The sequence below is a fragment of the Streptomyces sp. NBC_00597 genome, assembly GCF_041431095.1.
In the GTDB taxonomy this organism is placed as follows: Bacteria; Actinomycetota; Actinomycetes; order Streptomycetales; family Streptomycetaceae; genus Streptomyces.
Genome location: NZ_CP107757.1, coordinates 954,062 through 978,332 on the forward strand (window position 1 = coordinate 954,062; position 24,271 = coordinate 978,332).

The following is a 24,271-nucleotide window of genomic DNA, read 5'->3' on the forward strand; positions in this document are numbered from 1 at the left end:
CATGCCATCGGGACGTCCTGCGAAAGTCCTCGTCATCGGTGCCGGCATCGGCGGTCTCACGTGCGCGGTCGCGCTCAGGCGAGTCGGCGTCGAGGTCGAGGTGTACGAACGCGCCACCGAGCTGCGGGAAGCCGGCTCCGGCCTGTCGGTCATGAGCAATGCCGTCACCGCCCTCGCCGGTCTCGGCATCGACCTGGGCCTGGACAAGCGCGGCCGGGCCGTGGAGTCGTTCAGGATCATGGACCGGCGCGGCCGGCTCATCCGGGACCTGCCGTTCGGGGAAGCCTGCGAGCAGGCGGGCGCGCGGAGCTTCTGCCTCAGCCGCGCTGACCTCCAGGAGGCCCTGCTGACGGAGGCCGGCGACTGCCCGGTCCACCTGGGGGCGACCGCCACCGGCTTCGACACCACGGGCCCGGGGGTCACCGTCCGCTTCGCGGACGGCCGCTCGGCGAGCGGGGACGTCCTCGTCGGCGCCGACGGCTTCCACTCGGCCGTACGGCGCCACCTCGTCGGACCCGAGGGGCCACGGGACTGCGACCACCTCTTCCGGCTCGGCATCGTCCCCTTCCGGCACCCGCGCCTCACCGAGGGGGCCGTACGCCACTACTGGGGGCGCGGACAGCGCTTCGGCCTCATCGACATCGGCCACGGCCGGTGCTACTGGTGGGCCGCCATGAGCACCACCCCCGGGACGCCCGCACCCGACCGCGTCAAGGACGCCGTCCGACAGGCTTACGCGGGGTGGGCCGACGAGGTGCGGGCGGTGATCGATGCCACCCCCGCAGCGGACATCCTCACCGTCCCCTCGCGCGACCGGGCCTTCCTGGAACGGTGGGGCGACGGCCCTCTCACCCTCCTCGGCGACGCCGCCCACCCCATGCTGACCACGCTCGCCCAGGGGGCGGGCACGGCCATGGAGGACGCCGTCGTCCTGGCCCGGGCGCTGGCCGATCCGGCGACGGGAGACGACCCGGTGCGGGCCCTGCGCGCGTACGAGGAACTGCGCCGCGACCGCGCACGGGCGATGGTGGCCGGCTCCCGCAGCATGAACAGACTGACCCAGGGGGCCCGCCCGCACCGGCGGCTGATCCGTGACGCCTACTTCCGGCTGGTGCCCCGTCGCGTCCTCGTCCGGCAGACCGTGGAGGCCCTCACCTACCCGGGCGAGCGGTTCACCGGCCGCGGTGACGTCCGCCGGGACCTGAGCCCCCTGGAACGGCTGTACTGGATCGCCGACCTGACCTCGCCGCTCAACGTCATCGCCCGCGCCCGGGTCCACGGGCGCCTGTCCCCGTCGCTGCACCGCCGCGCCCTGGACGTCCTCCAGCTCCGGCACCCCCTGCTGCGCGTCGCGATCATGGACGACGGCACCGGAACACACCCGGCCTTCGTCCCCGTGGACGGACGCCAGATCCCGTTCCGGCACGTCCGCGTACGACCGGACGACCCCGCCGCCGACATCCGGTGGCAACAGGAAATCGACGATCACGAACTCGCGGAGGGCTTGGACCGGCGCACCGGACCGCTTCTGCGCGCGGTGGTGATCACATCGGGAGGGACGGAGAACGAAGCCGAGAACGAAGGGGAGTTCCACGACCTGCTGCTGACGGTCTCGCACGCCATCGCCGACGGCAAGACCTGCCTGTCCCTGGTCCGCGAGTGGATCGAGATCGCCGCACAACTGGACCGCGGAGCAACGCCGCCGACCACTTCGCGGCGGGTCCTTCCCGCGACGGACGACCTGCTCCCGCGCCGGCACCGGGGCGCGGCGGGCGCCGGCGGGTTCCGGGCCCTGATGCGCCGCGAGGAACGGGCGTCCCTGACCCGGCCTGCCCAGCGGATCGTCCCCGACGAGCACGTCCCGTTCGAGCGGCGGCGCACCCGGATGACGCACCGGTCCCTCACCGCCGACCAGTTGGAACGCCTGGTACGGGCCGCCAAGCGGCACGGCACCACGGTCCACGGGGCCCTGGCCGCCGCGATGGTGTCGGCGGTCGCCCGGGACGCGGATACCCCCGCCGCCGCGTACTTCTCGATCGGTTCACCGGTCGACTTCCGCGCCGACCTGGAACCGCCCGTACTCCCCGACGAGGTCGGCACCTACGTGGCCACGGTCCCCACCCGCGTCCGGTACGAGCCGGGCGGGTCGCTGTGGCCCATGGCCCGGACCGTCAGCCAGGATCTCGTCCGACGCCGGAAACGACAGGACCACCTGGCCACGATCAGCCTGCCGCGCGTGGCGGGCCCCGGGTCACTGGCGGACGGCGCGTCGTTCATGCGGTTCATGGACGAGGAGGGGCCGATCAACCTGTGCCTGTCCAACGTCGGCCGCTACGACTGCCCCGAACAGGTCGGTCCCTGGCGGATCGACGGCGCCCAGTTCCTCACGGGCGTCTCGGTGATGGGCGCCGTCGTGGCGACGGCGACCACCGTTCACGGACGGCTCGCGTGGAACTTCGGCTACGTCGAGGGCCTGGTTACGGAGTCACGCGCGCGGCGCATCGCCGACGACTCCGTACGCCTCGTGCTGTCCGCCCTCGCCGAGTGACCGGCCGGACCGGAAACGCGCCGGCCACGGCGAACTCCGTACCTTCTTCCCCCTGAAAGGTTCCGTTCCCATGACCAGTGCTCCCGACCGCACGCCGACACGGCGCCGTGTCCTGCCCGCCGGCGAGAACGGTTCGCTGTGGGAGGCCCGGCCCTCGTGCGGGATCGTCGAGTTCCGCGGCACGCGTCTGCGGATCACGGTGGACGACCCTTGGGAGGTCCTCTTCCCGACCGACTGCGGACTGAGCCTGCTCGGCGCACTCGACGATGCCGGCGCTCCCGTACTGGAGGGCGTCAACGCCCTGGACATCGGGGCCGGTTCCGGCCTCTACAGCGTCGCCCTGCTCGCGGCCGGCGCCGAGCGGGTGACCGCCCTGGACGTCAACCCCGCCTCCGCCGCACAGACCGTGGCCAACGTGACGACCAACGGGCTCGACGGCTCACGGCTCACGTGCGTCACGTCGCCGCTGGAGGAGTACACGACGGACGAGCGGTTCGACCTGGTGATCACCAACCCACCCCACCTCCCCTACGATCCGAGCTACGCCAGGACGGACGGACTGGAGACGGCCCTCGTCGCCCGGAGGGGCGGCCGCGCGGTGTACGACGCGGTCGTCGACCGCGTGGACGGGCTCCTGGCGCCGGGCGGCTCCCTGCTCATGGCGCATTCCTCCCTCGCCGACGTCCCCCGGACCGTCGCGGAACTCACCTTGCGCGGCTACGAGTGCGAGACGTTGGAGGTCTTCGAGATGGACATCCCGCTGCTGGCGTACGCCGAGCACCGGGAGACCCTGCAGCTGCGGCTGAAGGAACTGCGGGCGGAGGGCCGGGCGGAGTTCGACGGATCGCGTTTCACGGTGCACGCGCTGCTGTTCCGGCGTCCCCGGGGCGCCGCCCGCCGCTGACGCCCCTCACGAGTACGGCCGACGGGTCTCAGACCGACGCGTCCTGCCTGCCCTGCCTGTTCCGTTCGTCCTGCATCAGCCGTGTGATCTCGGCCAGGGTGTCCGCTTCCGCGAGTTCGTCGAAGCCGATCTTCAGACCGGCCTCCTCCTCCAGCACGAAGGACAGCTCCACCACGAACAGCGAGTCCAGGCCGAGGGCCGGCGGGGCGGCCTCGGGGGTCACCAGCTCGGGCCGCACCTGGAACCTGCCGGTGAGGATGTTCACCAAGGTGTCGTACATGCCGTTCCTCCGGAATGAGTGGGACGAGTCAGTGCGGGCGGGAGAGCTGCGGCCACACGAGGGTGGTGGCACCCCAGGCGAGGCCGCCGCCGAAGGCGGTGAGCAGGACCCGGTGCCCGGGTTCGAGGGCTCCCGTGCGGTCGGCGCGGTCGAGCAGGATCGGGATCGAGGCGGCCGAGGTGTTGCCGACCCGCTCGATGTCGGACAGCACGCGGTCCGGCGCGACGCCCAACCGCTGCGCGAGCACGGCCAGGATTCGCGCGTTCGCCTGGTGCGCGACGATCCGGTCCGCCTCCTCCGGCTTCCACCGCGCGGCGTCCAGCGCCGCGCGCGAGGCGGAGGTCATGTGCTCCACGGCTCGCCAGAACACCTCCCGCCCCTCCAGGCGCATGTACGGGTCCGCCGGGACGCCATCGGCCGTCGAGCGTTCCTCGGACCCTCCGCCCCGTACGGTGATCAGGTCGCGGCCACCGCCGTCGCTGCCGAGGACGCAGGTCCCGAGGGCGCCGGGTTCCTCGTGGTGGCCCGAGTGCAGGACGACGGCACCGGCGCCGTCGCCGAAGAGCATGCTCGTGGGGTCGGCCTGGTCGACGCTCAGCGAGAGCGTGTCCGTGCCGACGACCAGAACGCTGTCGGCCGTGCCCGCGGCGATCAGGCCCTGGGCGACACCCAGTCCGTAGACGAAGCCCGCGCACACGGCCTGGACGTCCAGCGCGGCCACCCCGGCCATCCCCAGGCGCGAGGCGACGCTCGGGGCGGTGCCGGGGCACGGCCTGTCCGGTGTCGTGGTGGCGACGACCACGGCCGCGACGTCACCGACCGCCGCCCGCGAGAGCGCCTCGCGACCGGCCGCGACGGCCAGGTCCCCGCTGGTGGTACCCGGCTCCACGACGTGCCGGAACCGGATGCCGGAGCGCTGGAAGATCCATTCGGGCGCCCGCCCAAGGCGCTCCGCGAGCTCCTCGTTGGCCACCTTGCGCGGCGGCACGTACGACCCGACCCCCGCCAGGACGGACGCCGGGACCGCTCGATTCGTCACTGCCCCTGCCCTCGCTCCGGAAGACGGACCGGAAGCCGCTCGGGGATCACCGCTCCACACCTTCGACAGCTCTCCCGAACAAGGCCCCATGCGGCCGCATGCATGCGTAAATCCCCCACGGGACACAGTCGTACCACGTCCAGAAGCACGACGATCCGAGCGACGCGCGATCCTGAACCACGACGCGCCGCCGACGACCGCTCGGAAGTAGTCGTCCGGCCCCGCTTGGCAGCTACAGCCTCCGGCTTGACGAGGCCGTTGGTCTCGAGAAGTCGGCGATCAGCCCGTTCGAGTTATAGGTATGCATCGAAATCCGCGCGTAGTGCCCGTAAGGCACACCGCTCATGCATCCGATGCACGCCGCACGTGGTGCTGACCTGCGGTTTCCTTCCACCTGTTTTGCGTAGATCTGTTTCTTGTGACCCACCACATGGAGTGCGTCGCGATCCTTGAACCGGCCGCGAAGGGCTCCTGACCTGCAAATTTGTCGGTGTGCATGATGTGCGCCATGGGTGTTACGGGCGATATCCTGATGTTCATTTGGCGCTCGACGGAGGCATTTTTCCTGAGTGGGTGTCAGTATCCAGAAGTCGCCTCCTGTACCGGGCCGTGTGCCCCGGGTGGGGAGGTGGCTTCTGTGTAGCTGGACAGTCCTCTACTCGCCCTGCAGGCGCCTATTTTGGCCGACGCCTGTATGGAGATCGCGCTCCGTGGTCGAGCTGTGAATCGGACCGTCCGTGGTGACGTCGTGCTTGACGAGTGCGGCATCGACCACCGACCGCTACTCCGGCTTCCTGCCGCAGCTGCCTGACGGGCTCGGACGTGGTGATCGCTTCTGTCCCGGGCAGTGGCCTGCGGCGCTCTCGCTCCGGTGGAGACGCGGCGGGTCGAACCGATATCCGGGCGGATCCCAGCTCCCGCTCCATCGGAGCCGTCCGAGCCCCAGCGAGTGCGGTTGTCATGGCAACGACCGTAAAACAGAGGGACATCGCGGGGCGTACCGCACGCGATGGAGATCTCCGGTAAACCTCAGCGGTACGAGAGGTGCGGCGCGCGAGTCCGGGCGCCGCACCCCGGCTCCGTCACTCCCGCGGCACCAGCGGGCCGTTGCCGTACGGCATCCACGTGAGGCCGAAGTCGTCGTCCGCGGATCCCTCCGCGGAGACGACCACCGTGCAGCCTTCGGACACCGGTAGATGGAACGGGGTCTCCGAGGGCAGCCGGTCCCGGTCCCGGTTGTCCGACACGAACCGCTGCCCGTACACGGGCGTGTCGTCCGCGAGGACCGTGACCCGGAGGGAGGCAGGTTCTCCGCCGTTGCGCGCCCGGACGTGGCCGAGCAGTACCCCGTCGGTGGGCGCCGTGTAGCGTGCAGGGGCACCGGGGGAGGGAGCGGCGAGGGGCCGGCTCGCCCCGAACCTGCGGATCCGGCCGCCCGCCCGCAGGTCGGTGACCCGGAGGTGCGGGCGGGCCACCGTCACCATCGTGGTCAGGACCCGTTCCGCGGTGGTGCCCGGCAGGGTCGCCGCCAGCCGGAAGACGGTGGTGTTGTGCAGCGACGGTGAGGTCCAGGTGCCGTCCTCCGTGACCTCGACGGGCCTGCGGCCCCAGTCCATCGTGTAGGTGGCGGGGGAGCCCTCCCAGGTGAGGGTGACGCGGTCCCCGTTGTTCACATGGGGCCGTTTCGCGCGCAGGTCCCGGAAGACGAACCCCTCGGGGAATTTGGGCACGGGAAGGTCCGCCTCGGAGCTGGCCCACGCCGTGCCGTCGGCGGAGGTCTCCTCGGTGATCCGCAGTCGTGCCGTGCCGGTCGCCGTGTTGACCCGGACCTGACCGAGTGTGAACGTCAGCGGGGTCACGCCGGCGAGCCAGCCCCGGCCGTCCCGGGGGGTGAGGGTGAACACCGCCTCTCCCGGTGGTGTCGTCACGGCCACGTCCCAGCCGCCGCCCTGGTCCGCCGCGTCGCCGCCCGTCACCGCCGGGACGAGCGAGCCCGGCGCCGTGGTGAGCTCGCCGGCGCCCGCTCCCGTGGGCACGGCCACCACGATCCGCTTGCAGTATGCCGGCCGTGCGCCGCCGCGTGCGGTCAGCCGCAGCGTGGCGGTGCCGCCCACGGGGAACGGGTCGGGGTCCGTTTCCAGGGCGTAGGACAGCAGGGGGGCGCTCATCGGTCGATCACCTGGAACGTGCCCGTGCCCTGCGGCAGCCACACCAGGTCCAGGGTGTCGCCGGTCTGCCCGCCGAAGTACAGCAGTACTTCCGCGCCTTCGGGCACCGGGACGCTGACGGGCGTTTCCTTTGGCGGCACGCCGCTTTCGTTCACGGACGTGAACCGCATCGTGTACTCGTTCGTCTCGGCCCGGTAGACGGTCGCGGCCAGGGCGGAGCCGGCCGCGCCGCTGGCCGCCTGGAGATAGCCGATCAGTGTCCCGTCGGTGCCGGCCCGGTAGTACTGCGAGGACCCCACGGCGGGCAGGGTCACCCGCTCGCGGGCGCCCTGGATCCGGGTGACGCCGTTCACCTCCAGGTCGCCGACCACGAGGTGCGGGCGCTCGACCGTGACGGCGGTCGTCAACGCGTGGATCAGCGGCGCCGAGCCGTCGGCGGCGTCGGTGGCGACCAGCATGAAGCCGGTGGTGTTCGTCAGGGACGGGGAATCCCAGCTGCCCCCGTGGTTGGTGACGTCCTCGTAGCCCTCCTCGCCCCAGTAGATCTCGTAGGTCGGGCCCCGGCTGCCGTCCCACTTCAGGGTGACGGACTTGCCGTTGTCGACGGACGCGTGCGACGCGCGGAAGTTCTCCACGAAGAACCCGGGGGTGTGCTTCTTGACGACGAAGGGCGGAGCCGGGCGTTCCTCGTAGGGGCCCGCCCCGTTGGGCCGGGTCCGCTCAGTGACGCCGATCTCGGCGATGCCGCGGGCCTCGTTCACCACGATGTACGAGACGACCAGCGTCACCTCGAAGGTGCCGTTGAACAGCACGGGCTTGCGACGGGGCGTGAAGGGAATGACGATCTGTCCGTTCTCCACGGCCTGCGGGTCGCCTTCCCAGCCGCCGCCGTGCGCGGGGGTGTCCCCGCCCTCGGCACTGGTCCACAGGTCCTTCGGATCGGTCAGCGTGAGATCCTCGGCCTTCGCGCCGTACGGCAGTGTGATCCGGACCCACTCGCACTGCGCGTGCGCGTCGGCCCGCCCGCTGACGGTCACCTCCAGCCGGAGCGGCTGTACGTCGTCCCCGTCACTCACGTTGACGGTGGCCGGCACGGTCTTGTAGCGGTAGTCGAGGAGGATGCCCTGCTGGGAGCGGGCGTACTGGGTCACGCGGGGTCCTCCTCGAGGGCGGGGCGCAGCATCAGATAGCCGGCGCGGGCCTGCGGTGCCGGGTCGTCGGGGTGGGGCGCGGAGTCGGCGGCGAGCAGCGGGCGCTCCGTCCAGCGGACGGCGCCGCCTTCCGCCTCCGGTTCGGCCCAGGTCCACTCGCCGTGCCAGGAGGCCGGCCGGATCATCACGAGTCCCTCGTGCTCCCCGTCGCCGGAGCGGCGCTCCTCCTCGGGAGCGGCCGGGGTACGGACCGGGGCGAGCAGCGGGCCGAGCCGGAAGGCGGCCCGGATGCGGCGCAGCGCGGTCTCGACGTGTTCGGCGGGGAGGGTGAGGTCGACCACGGGCAGGATGCCGGTGGTGGCGTGCACGGGGTTGTGCGGGTCGGCGAGGACGGTGATGTGGTGGGAGACCTCCTTGCCGGGCTCTCGCGCCGGCAGCGCCAGCGACGCCCCGTTGCCGATCGAGGTCAGATAGGGGTCGTCCGGCCTCTCCGCGGTGACGTACAGGGTGCTGTAGTCGGCGCGCTCCGGCGACCCGTCGGCGGGAGCGTAGTAGCCGATGAGTCCGTCGGTCAGCAGGTACGGGTCGCCGAGCCGGACCGGCCAGGTGTAGGCGGGGTACTCCTCCCGCTCCGGGTCCAGTGCGTGGTGCCAGCCGGGGTTGGTGAGCGGTTCTCCCTTGAGTTCCAGGTCGATCCGGGCCCGGTAGACGGCGACCGGGCGGCCGACGAGCCGGGCGGGGACGGCCGTGTCTCCGGTGCCGGCGTCCGTCGTCTCGCCGAGCCGCTCGTTGATGGTGGCCATCAGCGCCTGGAAGGGACCGATGGGCCCGAGCAGCCCGGCGACCATCCCGGCCAGGTGCGGGTGGTGGGCTTCCAGGTCCGACGCGTGCTCGTACGGGGAGGACGGCAGGCGCGTCCACTCGGTGCGCTGCTCGGTCCGCGAGGTGCGGATCACCCGCAGTTCGCCCAGGGGCTCGCCCCCGGGCCCGTACACCAGCAGGGTCTTGTCGAGGTGGTTGACGAGCAGCCAGCCGGACAGCGCCGACGGTCCGGCCGGCGCGGAAGCCGTACGACCGTCCATCCCGGATGTGAGGCGCAGCCGGGTCCGGGCCTCCTGCAGCAGGCGCGGCGGCAGCTGGACGAACCGCGCGGGCGCGTTGATGTTCTCCCTGAGCGGCTCGCTCGGCGTGGCCTCCGCGCTGCGCACCGGCTTGAACTTCAGATGCTCCTCGCCGTCGACCGCGGTGAGGACGGCGCACCGGCCGAAGCGGTCGATGATGCGCAGGTCGCGGAAGTAGAACTGGCCGGCCCGCAGGGGCTGGAACCGGAAGCGGGCGTCGTCGTTCAGGGTTCCCGGCGCGGCGACGTGCCCGGCCTCGCCGATCAGCGCGAGGACGTCGTCCGGGGTGAACTGGCGGGCCCCGGTGTCCCGCATCAGCAGATGGTCGTTGAAACCGTCGAGCGTCTGGGACAGCAGGTCCAGATTCCCGAGCCCGGCCCGCAGCCGGGACAGCACCGCCGCGCCGGCCTGCCCGTACGTGCGGGCCAGCCGCTTCGTCTGGGCGGCCAGCACGTGGGGCACGCTGGGCGTGAGGAACGCCCGGTTGGCGAAGGAGATCCACTCGGGACCGTCCTGGCCGTTGCCGGGGTCCGCGCCCTCGCCCGTCCAGGTGTACCGCTCGCCGTCGAAGGTCCAGTTGACCCGCTCGCCTGTCATATAGGGCGCGGGGCAGTAGCGCAGGTCCCACTGGAGGTACATGGGCAGCCAGGGTTGGATCCACACCGCCGTGTACTCGGCGGGTGTGCCGGTCAGTCGCTGCTCCGGATCGGCGAGCGCGGTGTCCAGGACGGTGCGCCCCGGCTCGTCCGGGTCGGCGGTGCGGGCGGCGCGGTCCAGCAGGGCGAACTCGGCGAGCAGTGCCCGGCCGGGGGCGGGCAGCACCGGCAGTTCGAGCGGGGAGGTCTCCTCGACCAGGTCCAGCGGGGGCAGTGCGGCGGGCGGGGCCCACTGCTCGTCGCCCGCCCGGATCGTCTCGAGGAGCCCCTCCACCGTGCGGCAGGGCAGCGGGTCGTCCGGGTCGCGCGTCAGGGGTGCGCCGACGCCGGCGCCCTCGACGACGACCACCGGGTCGCTGGTGCGGTGGTACGACTCCTCGAAGGTGCGGCGCAGTTCCAGCTCCGGCGGCAGGCGCTTGGTCCGGCTGAAGCCCTCGATGGCGGCCTCGACCTCCTCGGAGGTGGTGCCGTGCGGAATGACCAGGGCGAGCTCCGCGAGGCGCCGGGCGACGGCCGCGGCCCGCCGGGCCGGGCTGCCGTCGGCCTCCGGGTCGAGCTGGGCGGCCGCCTCGCTGTCGAAGCCCTCGGGGTGGTCGCCCGGCAGCTCCTTCAGCCACCACAGGGTGCGCAGCCGCTCGCGCAGCCCGGCCAGCTCGATGGTGAGGGCGTCGAACTCCCGCTGGTCTGTGTTGAGCTGGTGCAGCCACTCCGGCGGGTCGACCAGATGCGGGGGAACGGGCCCGTTGAGGCCCTCGTCGCCACCACCCGGACGGGGGACGAGGACCCAGGTCGTACCGCCCGCCGCGGCGCCGAACGTCGCGGTGTGCGCGGCGCGTTCCAGCTCGGCGGCGCCGTCGGGGAGGTCGTGGCTGTCGATGGAGCCGTGGTAGAGCGCCTTGACCAGACCGGCGGTCCGGGCCGACCGGGTGCGGCGGTGGGTGAGCGCGGCGAACGCGTCGCCGGTGCTGTGCCCGACGGCCACCCTCGGTTTGTAGTCCTTGGGCCGCGCCGACGCGTACGTCTCGTAATAGTCCCAGGGAATGCCGAGCGCGGTGCCGCTGTACACGGTCCGTACCGGGCCGGGAGCCGGTCCTTCGGCGGCATCAGCGCCGTCGTCGTCGCGGTCCGTGAGGCCGGGCAGCGCCCAGCCCAGGGCGCGCAGCACGTCGGCGGGACCGTTGACGACCGGGGGCAGCAGTCCGGGAATGTCGGCGGCCCGGCGCAGGATGTCCCCGTCGTCGTCGGAGTACCAGCCGATCGCGCAGTAGCTCAGGGTGGTGGGAGCGGGCTCGTTGTGCCCGTACCCCTCCAGGTCCTTGAGGGTGTCGTGGAAGGAGAAGACGTTCGGGTGGTACGGCTGGAAGCCGGCGAAGGCCAGCAGGCCGGGGCCGGCGGCGGTCAGGAACAGGTCCGGGGCGTTGTCGGGCTCCCGCCACTCCTCGACGCGCAGGTCGACGGCCCGGCCCAGCCAGTCCTCACGCTGTGCGCCGGTTTCCGGGTCGTCCGACAGGAAGGCGGCTTCGCCGGGTCCGTGCGCGCTGTCGTAGTGGGCGTACTCGAGGTAGTCGCTGTGGATCAGCCACGCGGCGGCCCGCACCTCCCCGGCGCCGGGCCGGCCGGAAGGCACCCGGTGATGGCGGACCACCAGCCACCGGTTGGGCACCAGGGGCAGGGTCGTCTCCTCGGTGTCCGGGTCGTAGTGGGCCGTGGCCAGCGCCTCGGGCAGCTGCCACTGCAGATAGACGCCGGTACCGGGGGCCTGGGTGCCCCTGCCGGGCTCGGGTTCGGCCGCCTTCTTCTCCTCAAGCATCTTGGTGAAGTTGGGCCCGAAGCGCTGGAAGTACCCGGGGTCGGACTCCGGTTCGCTGACGGTCAGGGCGTGCAGCTGCACGGGGACGATCAGGTCCGGTGCCACGGGAGGAGTGAGGGGGGACTCGGTCATGCGGGGCTCCGGTCGGTGGCGGGGACGGGGGCTGCCGGCGTGGTGCCGCTACCGGACGGGACGTACGGAGCGCCGCCTGGCGTCAGCCGCTGCAACTGCGGGGCGTTGACCAGGTTCACGGCGAACTCGGCGGGGGTGAGGTCCCGCTCGTCGCCCTCCCTGCCGAACGCGCCGGCGAGCTCCGGCACGAGACCGTCGTCGCCGCGCAGCCGCAGCACGTCCGGGGTCTCCCCGATGGGCCGGGACCGCAGGTAGCGGGTGAAGACGGTGCCCGCGTCCGGGTCCTCGGGGTCGGGGAAGTACGCCTCCAGGGGTGCGCCCAGGGGCGGGGCGTCCGCGCCGCCGATGCTGCGCAGGGAGACGACGTCCCCTTCGTCGATGCCGAAGTGGATGCCCTGGCCCGGTTCCAGGATGTCCACGCGGTCGGGCACCGTGTCGAACAGCGCGATGAGGGTGTCCTCGGCGAGCCGGTCCTGCCGCAGGATCGTCACCTTCTCCCCGTTCAGGTACGCGGCGAGCAGGAATTCGGGCCAGGCCCGCACCAGGGCGGAGCGGATCAGGAGTCCGGCCTCGGGCTCCCGCCCGGGAGTGCGGCGGCTCGCGACCGCCGCGCGCAGATGCCGGTCGACGTCGAGGTCGGTGGTGGTGTGCAGCCCGAGGTCGGAGGCTCCGGCGACCACGGCCTTGAGCCACGCCCGGTCGATGCGGAACATGCGCAGCGACTCGGCCGGCAGCATCCGCTCGTCGGGGACGAGGTGGTGGAACGGGATGCCGTGCAGCAGCGCGAGCCGGTCCAGCCACTCGGCGAGCGAGCGGGCCGAGCCCGCGGCCGTCGCCGACAGCAGTTCCACCGCGCGGGCGGAGACGAGCGCGGCCTCCCCGGCGGCCCGGTCACGCCGGGGACGCGGAGTTTCGGCCGGGAAGGGCTCTTCGGTCGCCTCGTCGTCGGGCGGCGCGGCGAACGCCTCCGCGAGGGAGCGTCCGTCCGCCGGTTCGGCGAGCTCCAGCAGCCCGCCGAGGCCCCGAACCCCGCTCGCCCCGGGCCCGGTGCCGCTGCGCGAGCGCGCCGGATCACCGGCGGTCGCCCGGATCACCACGGCCTGGTTGGCCAGCTCCCGGCGCGCCCGCGTCATCTCGGAGGCGAAGGACGGATCGGCGAGCGCCGCGGTACGGCCGAGGGTCCACGCGGCCGCGTAACTCACGTCGAACAGGCCGTGCTCGCGCTCGTACACCAGGGCGTGGTCGGAAGTGGTGTGCCCCTGTTCGAACGCCTGGCCGGGGACCTCGGGGGCGGTGACCGGAGCGGCCGGCCCCCGGTACCAGGCGTAGGTGAGCTCCCCGGACAGGGTGCGGTACGCCACCGGGACATGCCCCAGCGCGAGCCTGCGGCGTGCGTACGCCGTGGCCGCGTCCTCGCCCTGGCCGGGCGGGGGCACGGGGAGCCGGAGGGCGAGCTGCTCGTCACCCTCCGGGTCCTGGTGGCCCGGGTCGACGAGCTTCTTCAGCAGCGCGCCGGTGTCGAGCACGCCGAACGGGTCGTGCTGGAAGGACCACGCGTGCAGGGACACCAGCCGTACGGTGTCGTGCCCGGCGGGCGGGTCGGGCGTCAGATGCGGCTCGTAACCCTCCAGGGATACCAGGTGGGCCACGTACCGGCCCGGGACGCGGGGGAACCGGTTGGCGGTGACGACCGCGTACCGGCCCTCGGCGATCTTCTCCTCCCCGGCGCGGCTCTCGGGTGGCTTCACGTCCCTCACGTGCGCGAGGTAGTACATCTCGTCCTGCCAGGGCGCCACCGCGCGGAACACCTCGGCTGGCACGTCGATGGTCCGGCACTTGCTCGCCTCGACGTCCGCCGGAAGCGGCCAGCGCAGGGCGGGGCCGATGACGCCGGAATCAGCGGTGACCCGCAGTTCCCCGACGGTGCGCGTCACGGTCTCGCCGAGCGCGCCGGGGTCGTCGGGCAGTTCACCCTGGCGGAAGACCAGCAGCGCGATCCACGGCGCGTGGGCGCGCGACCGGGAATTGGGTGTCAGCTCCCGGTCCCAGGGCAGGACGGCCCGGGTCAGGGTGATGTGCGGCAGCACGTTGTCGTACGAGCCGGAGCTGCCCTCCGGCGGGTAGTAGGCGTGCACGGAGCCGTCGTCCAGGACGAACCGGGCCGGACGGACCTCGAACGCCTGCTCACTGACCGGCAGCGGGGGCGCGGTGTCCAGGCGGTCGCCGTTCTCGTCGTACAGCTCATGGGTGGCGACCACCGTGTAGACGCCGGCGCCCGCGTGCGGGATGAGGTGGTCATGGAAGAAGACATGGAGCTCTGGACCGTCGGTCTCCCGCACGGTGGTCACCTCCGAGGTGGGTGAGGGGGTGGGGGATCAGGCGGCGTGGACGGCCATCGGCACGCTGGTCATGGTGCGCGTGGCCAGGCCCGCGTAGGCCGTGAGCGGCGAGTCCGCGTCCGCGCCGGGCGAGACGCCCAGCCGGCCCAGGGCCGTGAGGACGGCGCCGCGCCCGGCGACGGTCTCCGCGGCGTCGAGGGTTTCGGCGATCACGGTGATGGTGTCGTCCTCGTCACGCGGGGCCGGCCCGGCGGGATCGGCGTTCCGCAGCGGGATCACGCCGTTCCGCAAGGGGTCGAAGCCGAGGGATCGGGAACTGACCGGGCCGAGTCCCTCGACGAGCTCGGGCGAGGGCACCTCGAAGCGCAGACCGGTGATCAGGTCGGGCACCAGGCCGGGCTCGTCCCTCCCCGCCTCCGGATCCTCCAAGGGGCTGCCCCACAGGGAGCGGGGAAGCCCACGGCGGATCACGGTGACGTCCCACTCGTTGTACTTCGGGTCGAAGTCCTCGGGATTCCCGACGCCCCGCTGGATCCGCACCAGGTGCTTGGAGGTGACCCCGCTCCGGCGCATCGGCCGGATGTCCACGGGGTCCCCGGTGGCGTACTCCACACCGTTGACCAGAACCTGGGAGGCGGGCAGCGCGGATTCCGTGGAGAACACGAAGCCGTCCGGGGAGACCAGCAGCGGAGCCCGCGCCGCGCTGCGTGCCGCAGTCTCCTCCGGGTCGACGTCCAGCAGGGCGCCTTTCTCCGTCTTGGTCCGCACCGGCGCGGGCAGCTGCGTCTGGAAATCGCCCCACGGCACGGGAGGGGCGCCCTTGCGGGAGGAGCCGAAGTCGAAGGAGAGGGAGATGAACCACACCTTGAGGGTGACCCGGCCGCCCATGGGCGGGGTCCACAGTTGCAGGTCGATGCCGAGTTCCAAGGACACCCGTACCTTGATCTTCACGATCGGGATCTTGATCGTGGCGGCCACCCCGATCGAGATGCCCAGGGCGAGGTCGAGGTAGAACGGCTTCCACTGGATGAGCGCGTCCAGATGGGCCGTGAACCAGGCGCTCACCGCGCCCTTCTCGTAGCGGGCGACGAGCGCTCCGCCGAACATCACGGCGCCCGGGGTGAGCGCCGTGTAGCCGGTGGCGCGGACGGTGACCCGGCCGCACGGGTTCCACTCCAGCCCGAGGCGGGCGGGCACCGGATAGTGGGGCGGCTTCGCGAACTGCGGGTGGTAGCCGCCCAGGCTGATGACGAAGTCACCGGCGCTGTCGCCGCCCGTCCAGACGTACAGGGCGATTCCGCCGGTGAGCCGGCAGCCCGGGTCGAAGATGTACGAGCCCTCGCCGACCGCCACGTCCAGGGCGAGCAGGTCGCGGTCGGAGAGATAGGCCAGCCGCAGGTCGATGTTGAGCCGCGCGTGCTCCTTCGCCCCGGGGACGGTGTTCTTCGGCAGGCTGATGGACGTACGGCCCAGCAGCATCAGGTTGAGCCGGTTCCCGAACTCGATGAGCGCGAGAGCCTGCGTCTCGATGAACCGGAAGGAGGTGAACCGCACGCCGACGGCCACCCAGTACGAGCCCTCCTCGGGCCGCACCCAGCCGTTCGGCCCGGCGAGCCGGTCGAGCATGTCCATCGGATCGGGAGGCTCCGGCGCGGGCGCGCCGGGCAGGGCCGGGGCGGCGTTGAGCCGCCCGATCAGCGGAAAGTCGGGCAGCCGGTGGATTTCGGGCGGGACCACCCGGCTGTTGAAGCCGAAGCCGCCGGACAGGCCGGTGACGGTGAACGGTGGTGGCCCGAACAGTGACCGTCCGCCCGCCAGCAACGCCTCCAGATAGAGGAACACGGTGTTGTACCCAGCCGTGGCCCGCGCGAAGGCGCCCGCACCCATGATCTCCACCATCGGTGTGGTTACCCTGACCAGGCCCATCAGCCCGCCGGCGATCTCGTCGTCCTTGCCGCCCGCCCAGCGCAGCGCCGCGTCGATGGCCATCGGCGGCGCGCTGCGGCGCAGCGCGAGCGAGGCACCGGCCAGCTGTGGCTGGGGCCTCATTCCCATCTTGAGCGGGATGACCAGCCCGAGGCCGTCGAGCGCGAACACCGAGCCGGCGATGCGGATTTCCCCGGTGAAGTAGAGGCGAAGGCCCTTCTTGTCCTTGCCCCGCTTCAGGGCCGCGATCTCCAGCGGCCCGTACGACAGGGGAAGCCCGGGCAGGGCGACTTCCTTGTCGGGCTCCGGCGGCTCCTCCTCCTTCTTCTCCTTGTCTGAGCGGATGGCGATCCCCGGCATCTCGCCGCCGTCGACCTTCCAGGTGACGACGGCAGTGACGCCTTTCTCCCATACGTTGTCGGACGTCGCGTTGGGCCGGGGGAAGACGGGCTCGGCGAGACCGTACTCGGCGAGCAGAGTGTTCAGATGGTCGGTCTGGGCCGTGTCGAACTGCTGGGAGATGTACAGCACGCGCAGCAGCGGGAAGGTGAGGGCACCTTCCGGAATGCCCTCGCCAACTAGCGGAAGAGTGGAGCCGTCAAACCCGACCCGCACGCTGAGAATGAAGGCACTGATCTTTTCGGTACCGAGGCTGTACGTCTTGAGGAACACGGCGTCGACCGGATTGGGGCCGCCCGGCTGGTCGAGATATCCCGGGAACTGGGCCGTGATCAGCTTGTCCCGGCCGGGCAGTCCGTCGTAGAAGTGGACGTTCTCCAGGTACGGGACGAGCTCGTCGGGGAGCTCCAGGTCGACTGATTCGATCTCCTCCAGCATCTCGCGGAGGGTGACGCGTTCGGGTGCGGCCATGGTCACGTTGATCGTTCCCCCTTGGCCCCGTGGGGGCCGGTCCGGGTCTACGGGGTCGAGGTAGTGGTGGCGGGTCCGGTCGCGGGTCAGTACGGGCCGACGGCGATGCTCATCGGGCGCTGGCCGTCGCGCGTCGGGATGGCCCGCACCATGTCGTACGTCTCGGTGTCGACGATCACCACGGCGTTGGCGTGTTCTTCGCTGAGGAAGGCGAACGTGCCCGCGTAGTCGAAGGCGATGGCATGCGGGTGGCCGGGGCCGCCCGAGCCGCCGACCGGGATGCGGCGGCGGACGGCATGGCTGAGCGGGTCGGCGATGAGCAGGCCCTCCTTGGTGTCCCAGTCCCAGGGCAGGCAGTACAGACCGTCGCCGCCGCGCGAGACAGCCAGCGCCGTGCAGCCGGGAAGCACACCCTGGCGGACGACCGCCCCGTTCCGGACGTCGAAGGTGCAGACGCCTTCCCGGCCTGCGGCGTGCAGATGGACGCCGTCCGGGGAAAGGGCGATGGTAAACGCGTTGCCCGCAGGCATGCGGAACGCCTGGCGCAGCCGGCCGGCCCGCACGTCCACCTCGACGACCGCTCCCCGGCCGTCGAGATCCACGCCGAGGTACACGAACCGGTCGTCGGGAGAGGCCACGGCCGAGCCCATGTCGGCCCCGATGCCACTGGCCTTCAGATCGGCGCCGTCGTCCTGCGCGGACAGCGCGGCACGCAGGTCCTGGGCGCGAAGTTCGACGCGCTGGGTGCGTTCCGTGGTACCGGCCCGGAAGGTGTCCAGATAGAGCTTGCCCTGCTCCCAGTTCTTCGTGGCGCCGTGCACCAGCGACGCCCCGGCGCTGAACGTGACTCCGCATGCCGGGGATTCGCCGCTTGCGAAGGGCAGGTCGGCAACGATCCGGCGAGTGGTGGTGTCCAGGCACAGACGCTGCGTGTGGGTCCATACGTACAGCAGCCGCCCGTCCGGACTCACCTGCAGGGCGGTGGTCGAGTCGCTGTGCGGGTTGATGTCCAGGGTTTCGACATCCCGGTCGCTTTCCAGGTCGATCACATCGATGTTTCGGCCGACCTGCACATAGGCGAAGCCGGGGGCGAACGTCGGTACCAGACCGGGCCAGGTCGTGTCGTCCACGGGCCGGGCGGTCTCGGTGACCGTGCGGGTAGCGAGCGTCCCCCGGGTGGAATCGGCAGCGTGGAAGAAGTGGAAGGCGCCCTGGGAGGGACGGCTGACGGCGGCGTCGATCCCGGCGGTGAACGCCGGCGCGTGCTGGGCGAGTCCGGGCCACATCCGCTCCAGCGGCGCCACCTCCACCACGTTCATGGCGCGCAGGTCGTAGCGGGCGCACTGATCGCCCGCGAAGAGGTACACCTCCTGCCCCGCACCACTCGCCAGGGCCGCGTCGATACCTTGCGGAAACGGCTGCGGCAGCCCCGGCAGACGGGCGGCGATGGTGCTGACCTCGGCGACGGAGCCGTCCAGCGGGTTCAGTAGCAGGCACTGCGCGCCGCGGAAAACCATCGACCACGGGTCGGCGGTGACCAGCACCGCGTCGAACCCGGAGCGGAACGCGGCCGGCAGCGCGGGCCACATCCGCTCCAGCGGACGGGCGCCGTCCGCCATCCGGCCCGTGTCCCAGTCGAACCGGGCGGCGCGTCCGCCCCGGGTGACGAAACCGGTTTCCCGGCCGTTCTCCGTGACGGTGAAGAAGGCATCGATGACGGGCGGGGCCTCGGGCACGACGGAACTCCCTCTGCAGTACGGGTCAAGGGGGTGGGGTGGCTGGGGCGCTTGTTCAGTAGGTGGTGTAGGCGAACCGGGGGCCGAGGTACGGGAAGGAGACGTAGTGGTTGACGGTCGTCCGGCGGGCGGCGACGTCGACCACCGCCACTCCTCCGGGTCCCAGCAGGACGAAGGCGTATGTCCCGAAGTGGTTGAATTCAAGATCCAAGCCGGTGCCGAGGCCGTTACCTGCGCCGAGCGAAATGCGCCGCAGGACGGTATGGCCGTCCGAGGCGGCGACCAGCACGCCGCCCCGGTCTGCGGCGGGCAGACACCACAGTTCACCGCCGTCGGGCGTGAGCTTCATCGCCCGGCACGGTGGGAGCACGTCCTGCCAGGCGATGGCGCCGGTGTACAGATCGATCGCGCACGTGCCGCGCTCCTGGGCGACATGGGCGATCCGCCCGCCCGCGTCGATCGCCACGTCGAGAGGCGCACCGGCGTCGGGGAGGTGAAAGGTCTGCAGTACCTTCCGCTGCTCCAGGTCGACTTCGAGGATGCGGTAGATGTCGTCGCCCAACCTGCGGAAGTGGAATCCGACGTATGCCATGGCACCGTCCGGGGAGAGCGCCACAGGTGGCGCGTCCTGCCAGCCCGGGAGGAACTCCGAGAGGGGCTGCCCGTTCTCCTGAGCCTCATCGGGCGGCGTGGACCGGGTCGCGGGACCGTCGCCGTCCAAGTCGTTCGCCTCCCCTTCCCTCGTGCCGTCGTAGTCGTGCAGGCCGATCTCGGCTACCAGATCCGGTCCGGCCGGATCGACGACATTGAGCTTCCAGGTGCTCTTGGACACGAAGTACATACGGCCGCCGTCCCGGCTGAAGACAGCGCGCCTCCCGTCCGTCACGCGAGTGCTGTGCCAGCGGACCTGCGCGGTGGCCATGTCGTAGCAGGAAAACCGATCGTTGTAGGTCAGGTACAGGTAGCGGCCGTCCGGGCTGGTGACCGGCGCCCCGGCGAGGACACCGGTCGGCACCTGTTCGCTCTGCCCGGTCTCCAGGTCGAGGGCGACCGGCCTACCGTCTGCCCAGATGATCACATGGCCGCGGGTGAATGCCGGCAGCAGTCCGGGCCACGCCGCGTTGCCCACCGCGGCCGCGTTCTCGCGGATGGTCGTGTCGGCCAGCGTGCCCTCGGTGTAGTCGCCGCCCCGGAAGAGGTAGCACTTCCCGGTGCCAGGATCCACCGTCGCCGCGCCGAGCCCGTGGGCGAACTCCGGCGCCTTAGCGGTCAGTCCGGTCCACACCTGGGCGATGGTCTTCACCTCGACCGGCGCCGGTACGCGCAGGTCGTAGCGGACGCACTGGGAGCCGCTGAAGAAGTACACCTCGTTGACGCCCGCCCCGACGCCGGGGGCGGGCAGGGCCGCGTCGATGCCCTGAGCGAAGGCGGCCGGTAACCCGGGAAAGCGGGCGGCGATGGTGCTGACCTGGGCGACGGAGCCGTCCAGCGGATTGAGCATCAGGCACTGCGGGCCCCGGAACACCCACGTCCAGGGGTTGTCCGCCTGCGTGGTGAGGGCGGCGTCGATTCCCTGCCGGAATGCCTCCGGCAGCTGCGGCCAGCGCTGTGCGAGCGGCACCGCGTCGACGTCGTACATCCGCTTCCCGGTCCAGTCCCAGCGGGCGATCCGGCCGCCCTGCACGGCGTAGCCGATCCTGAGCCCCTCCTTCTCATCGGTGACAGTGAAGAACGCGTCGATGACATGCCCCGACATGGATGGCTCCTCGAATCGGTCCGGCCAGAAGCTTTATCGACGCACACACATACCGTCAACAGTCGCTTATAGGCCACTTTTGAGGGTAATCGGCGCCGAAGGAGCCCCCGGGCGGGCAGCCAGTTTCCGGCCGTTGTCCGGATGGGGCACCTTGACGTTGGATCACGCGCCGGGAATCGTGTGTCCGCGCTCGCGGCAGGGCAGCGGCGCAGGTCAGACGCCCTTTCGCTACCGCAGCACTGCCTGCACGAGGAGACGCTTTGCCGGCGAACAGCATCTGCTCAAGGTCTACATCGACCGCTCCTACGTCCACACCACCACGGTCCGCCACCAGGGCATCACGGTCGCTCTCGCCATGGACGACCAGTGGCGTCTGGTCTACACCGTCCTCGACCTGGCACTGCACGACGAGAAGTCGCGCTGAGCCGTTGCTCCGGATGAGCTACGAGGCTGCCTGAGACGCGGACGAGCATGTTCGGTCGACGATGACGGCCTGAGGGTGTACCAGTGCTTGAAGCCGTAGGTGTCCTCCTTGCGTCGTGATGGTCAGGAAGGGGGGCGGTGTCCTTCAATGAGCCTTTTCAGCGTGGCCACCGATCGGGTGAGGTAGGCGAGGTCGAGGTGTGGCCGCAACGCACGAGGCTCCCGTGCCGTTGAGGGAGGTGTTCGAAGTCTCAACCCATCGGCACTGGAGCCTCGTTAGTTCCCCATCCAGCCGAACTTGACCTGCCCCACGCCCTCGTCGAGTGGGTCACGATGCTCATCTTCACCCGCGAGGGTGACCGACGATGCAAACTCCCGCCGCACCAGCGCGCGCTCGTCGCGGCGTGGGTGGTGCCGACGGTGACGTGGGGGCCGGCGCCCAGTATCAGGGTTCTCTGCCGTTGATGAAGTCGGCTTCGTCGCCGCCCTCCATGCGGAGGTATCGCTTCACCATCTGGGTCGACTGCGGCGACGGTTACCGGTACACCGCCAGCCTCTGGGAGGGGACGTACCGCGTGCCCATCGTCTGCGCCGGTGGCAACCGCGCCCTGTGGGGCGCGGTTGCGCTGTGTGAACCCACCGCAATCCCGCAACACCGTTCGCCGTGCGCCCTGTCGGTCCGGTCTCGCCTCCGGCAGGCGCGTGGCGTGCCCTGTGCGTCTCGCCTGTGACCGGATAGAGCCTACGACCTCACCCGGTAGTTAGCCTCGCGCTCTCACCAGAGTCCAGGGACGAGCGGGGGGAGCTCGGAGTTTCAGAATTTGGGACGCCCGTCAGGGTCGTTCACCCGACGCGGTCCCGGAAAAGGAAATGAGACGGTGAATCAAGAGCGTCGTCCCGGCCGTACGCAGCCTCGCCGAGGCCCAGGATCTCCTGCAGGGACTCACCCCATGTGGACCAACGCACCAGCACCCGGTTGCCGAGCAGGACCATCCCCTGTTCCCGCGCGAAATGCAGGCGAAGGTGAACCGGACCCATGTCACCTGCCGCTCATTGTCTGCGGATATCGAGCCGCCATCGGTATCGGATCATCACATGTGGCGACTCTTTGGAATGAACGGACTATGCAGAAACCGTTGATCAATCCGTGGGTGGTGCTACCAATTACCCAGCGTTCGGAACCGAGTTGGGGATGTCTCTCGCGTCAATTCGCGAATCCCACGCCTACAGCAAGAACGGATCCCATCCCATGGCAATCGCAGTCCGCAAGACGCTCGCCGTCGCGATGCTGGCCCTGACCGCTTCCCTCCTGCCAGCGGCCGGGGCGGAAGCCACCAGCGCTATGGCTCCGGCCCTGCGTGCTCCTGGTCTCTACTGCCTCGCCAACACCTGGGACACCCCGAAGGTGTCCACGAAGCCGTGTGATGCCGCCGACCGCGGGCAGCGCTGGACCATCTCGGGTCAGCAGATCTCCCTCCGTAACGCCCCCGCCTACTGTCTCGCCAACACCTGGAATGCCCAGGACGTCTCGGTGAAGCCGTGCGACCCCAAGGACCAGGGCCAGTACTGGACCGTCTCGGGCCAGCAGCTCACCCTCACTTACGCGCCGGCCTACTGCTTCGCCAACGCCTGGAACACTCCGAACCTCTCGACCAAGCCCTGTGACAGCGCCGACCGCGGCCAGCGCTGGGTGATCTTCAACGACCAGATCAGTCTCGCCGCCGCCTGACCCCGGACCCTCTGGTAAGCCTCTTGCCTGGGTTCGGTGGGCGGCAAGTCGTGCGGACGGATTCCGAACGTACCGGTCCTGCGCCGGTGTGTGGCACTCGGCCCCGTCATCGCGGCCGGCCACTGCCCGGTCTGCGCCCAGCCGCTGCCCGACACCTTCCGCCGCCCCGCAGGTACTGCTCTGCTGGTGCACCGTGCGTGCCCTGGCGCCAGCGCCCGGCGGCTGCTGTCCCCCACCCGCAGAGGGATGTGCGGTGACAGTTGGACCGTTCGCCAGCGAAGTTGGACAACGGGACGAGCTGTGAGCGTGAAGTTGGACCGCTATGGCGTTTCTGACTTCTGCCCGTTGGGGTGAATCGTTGCGAAGTTCCTGATGGGTGTGGGCGGGTGTCCGTATCTATGGTGTGTGAGATATGCGGATGGGGGGCGGGCTGACTCCGACTGGACGTCAGCGGCGCGAGACGGTACGGATGCAGTCGGCTGAACTGTTTGAGCAGCAGATCGCCGTGGCGGAAGTCGCACGTCGGCTGCGGGTGAGGGTGAAGTCGGCTTATCAATGGCACCAGTTGTGGCGGGAGGGTGGCGTTGAAGCTCTGGCCTCCCGGGGGCCGAGCGGGTCACGGTGCCGCCTGTCGACGCGGTGCCTCGAAGAGCTGGCGGGGTTCCTGGAGGAAGGTCCGGCCGCGCACGGCTGGGTGGAGGACCAGGTGTGGACCGCATCAAGGGTGGTGACCTTGATCGGCAGGCAGTTCCATGTCTCCTACAGAGTCTCGGGTGCCACCCGGTTGATGCACCGGCTCGGCTTCAGCCAGCAGGTCCCCGCGCGGCGGGTCGCCGAACGCGACGAGCAGGCCGTGACCGCGTGGAAGGTGGCGACCTGGGCGGAGGTAAAAGAGTACGGGCGGCCTGCGGGGGCTACGTCTGCTTCGAGGACGAAGCCGGGTTCACCCGCAGGCCGCCCCGGGGACGGACCTTGGGCCGGCGGGGCATCACCCCGGTCGTGTCCGTCAGCGGCCGGCGTTCGTGACGGCTGCCGGTGGCCGGGCTGATCGCGATGCGGCCCGGTTCCCGGACCCGGCTGTGCCACCGGCTTCGATCTCATCCCGCGGGCAAGGGAACACGCCGCAGCATGGGTGAAGGGGACTTCATCGCGCTCCTCGACGGCGTCCACCAGCTGGTCAGAGCACCGATCGTGCTGGTCTGGGACCGCCGCCGCCACCGATGGGCCGTCGAACGTACCGTGTCCTGGCTCGCCGGCTGCCGTCGGTTCCACCGCCGATACGAGCGCAAGGCAGAACACTTCCTGGCCTTCGTCGGCATAGCCACAGCCCTCATCTGTCACCGCCGCCTCACCAAATGAAACGACGTCTAAGTGGGCATAGTGGAGGGCTGCGCGGGAGAGATGGAGGAGCTCGGCATCGTCAAGCCGGTGCAGGATCTCCTCGTGGAGCCGGCCACGGATTCCAGCCCGCGATCAGATCAGGAACCGGCGGTGGGCAGTGGACTTCGAGGTCCCGAAGCAGGGTGGCAGCGCCCACCAGGCACAACCGCTGACCAGCACGTAGATGATCACGGCGAATTGCGTCTCATCCGGTGTCTGGGGATCATCGTGGCCGGCAACGGTGACGTCGGGCTCCGTCGAGCGGATTCCTGATGGTTCGCCGTCCATGGCGGTCACATGGGC

14 protein-coding genes and 2 pseudogenes are annotated in these 24,271 nt (G+C 70.9%); 6 read left to right on the forward strand and 10 right to left on the reverse strand.

Going from position 1 to position 24,271, the window contains the following annotated elements; translation table 11 throughout:
- Position 1 precedes the first annotated feature (1 nt).
- On the forward strand, positions 2-2,548 hold the full coding sequence (locus tag OG974_RS04000; RefSeq protein ID WP_371645406.1) for an FAD-dependent monooxygenase: 2,547 nt from the start codon (positions 2-4) through the stop codon (positions 2,546-2,548).
- 70 nt (positions 2,549-2,618) lie between these two features.
- Complete coding sequence (locus OG974_RS04005; protein ID WP_328764351.1) at positions 2,619-3,452, forward strand: methyltransferase; 834 nt, start codon at positions 2,619-2,621, stop codon at positions 3,450-3,452.
- A gap of 28 nt (positions 3,453-3,480) precedes the next feature.
- Here the strand turns inward: OG974_RS04005 and OG974_RS04010 are convergent, their stop codons facing one another.
- The 9 genes from OG974_RS04010 to OG974_RS04050 form a co-directional block, all read right to left on the reverse strand.
- The gene (locus OG974_RS04010; RefSeq protein WP_328764352.1) at positions 3,481-3,732 is read right to left on the reverse strand and encodes an acyl carrier protein; all 252 of its coding nucleotides are present in this window, start codon (positions 3,730-3,732) and stop codon (positions 3,481-3,483) included.
- A gap of 28 nt (positions 3,733-3,760) precedes the next feature.
- Complete coding sequence (locus OG974_RS04015) at positions 3,761-4,771, reverse strand: beta-ketoacyl-ACP synthase 3 (RefSeq protein ID WP_371645408.1); 1,011 nt, start codon at positions 4,769-4,771, stop codon at positions 3,761-3,763.
- 1,082 nt (positions 4,772-5,853) lie between these two features.
- Positions 5,854-6,939 (reverse strand): hypothetical protein, encoded by a 1,086-nt coding sequence (locus OG974_RS04020; RefSeq protein WP_327279584.1) that lies wholly within the window; start codon positions 6,937-6,939, stop codon positions 5,854-5,856.
- Positions 6,936-8,090 carry a hypothetical protein gene (locus tag OG974_RS04025; protein ID WP_327279585.1) on the reverse strand — a complete coding sequence of 385 codons (1,155 nt, stop codon included), beginning with the start codon at positions 8,088-8,090 and terminating at the stop codon, positions 6,936-6,938. Before OG974_RS04025 ends, OG974_RS04020 begins: the two co-directional genes overlap by 4 nt.
- Positions 8,087-11,809 (reverse strand): hypothetical protein, encoded by a 3,723-nt coding sequence (locus OG974_RS04030; protein ID WP_371645410.1) that lies wholly within the window; start codon positions 11,807-11,809, stop codon positions 8,087-8,089. Before OG974_RS04030 ends, OG974_RS04025 begins: the two co-directional genes overlap by 4 nt.
- Entirely contained in the window at positions 11,806-14,148 is a 2,343-nt protein-coding gene (locus OG974_RS04035) for a hypothetical protein (RefSeq protein WP_327279587.1), read from the reverse strand. Before OG974_RS04035 ends, OG974_RS04030 begins: the two co-directional genes overlap by 4 nt.
- A 36-nt stretch (positions 14,149-14,184) precedes the next feature.
- On the reverse strand, positions 14,185-16,944 hold the full coding sequence (locus OG974_RS04040; protein WP_371646727.1) for a DUF6603 domain-containing protein: 2,760 nt from the start codon (positions 16,942-16,944) through the stop codon (positions 14,185-14,187).
- 86 nt (positions 16,945-17,030) lie between these two features.
- Positions 17,031-18,680, reverse strand: a complete 1,650-nt coding sequence (locus OG974_RS04045; protein ID WP_327279589.1) for a hemopexin repeat-containing protein — start codon at positions 18,678-18,680, stop codon at positions 17,031-17,033.
- Between the two features lie 55 nt (positions 18,681-18,735).
- A complete protein-coding gene (locus OG974_RS04050; RefSeq protein ID WP_266635033.1) occupies positions 18,736-20,436 on the reverse strand; it encodes a hemopexin repeat-containing protein in 1,701 nt (566 codons plus the stop codon).
- A gap of 151 nt (positions 20,437-20,587) precedes the next feature.
- Between OG974_RS04050 and OG974_RS04055 the strand changes: the two genes are divergently transcribed.
- The 4 genes and pseudogenes from OG974_RS04055 to OG974_RS04070 all read left to right on the forward strand — a co-directional run.
- Entirely contained in the window at positions 20,588-20,860 is a 273-nt protein-coding gene (locus OG974_RS04055; RefSeq protein WP_327279591.1) for a hypothetical protein, read from the forward strand.
- A 1,248-nt stretch (positions 20,861-22,108) separates the two neighbouring features.
- On the forward strand, positions 22,109-22,588 hold the full coding sequence (locus OG974_RS04060) for a ricin-type beta-trefoil lectin domain protein (protein ID WP_266635037.1): 480 nt from the start codon (positions 22,109-22,111) through the stop codon (positions 22,586-22,588).
- Positions 22,589-23,006: 418 nt separating this feature from the next.
- Positions 23,007-23,636, forward strand: coding sequence for a winged helix-turn-helix domain-containing protein (locus OG974_RS04065; protein WP_328765266.1), 630 nt, complete (start codon positions 23,007-23,009; stop codon positions 23,634-23,636).
- Between the two features lie 161 nt (positions 23,637-23,797).
- Positions 23,798-23,947, forward strand: a pseudogene (locus tag OG974_RS04070) (IS5/IS1182 family transposase); the annotation flags it as partial.
- Here OG974_RS04070 and OG974_RS04075 read toward each other — a convergent pair.
- A pseudogene (locus OG974_RS04075) lies at positions 23,936-24,202 on the reverse strand (transposase); the annotation flags it as partial. The pseudogenes OG974_RS04070 and OG974_RS04075 sit on opposite strands and share 12 nt — an antisense overlap.
- Positions 24,203-24,271 lie beyond the last annotated feature (69 nt).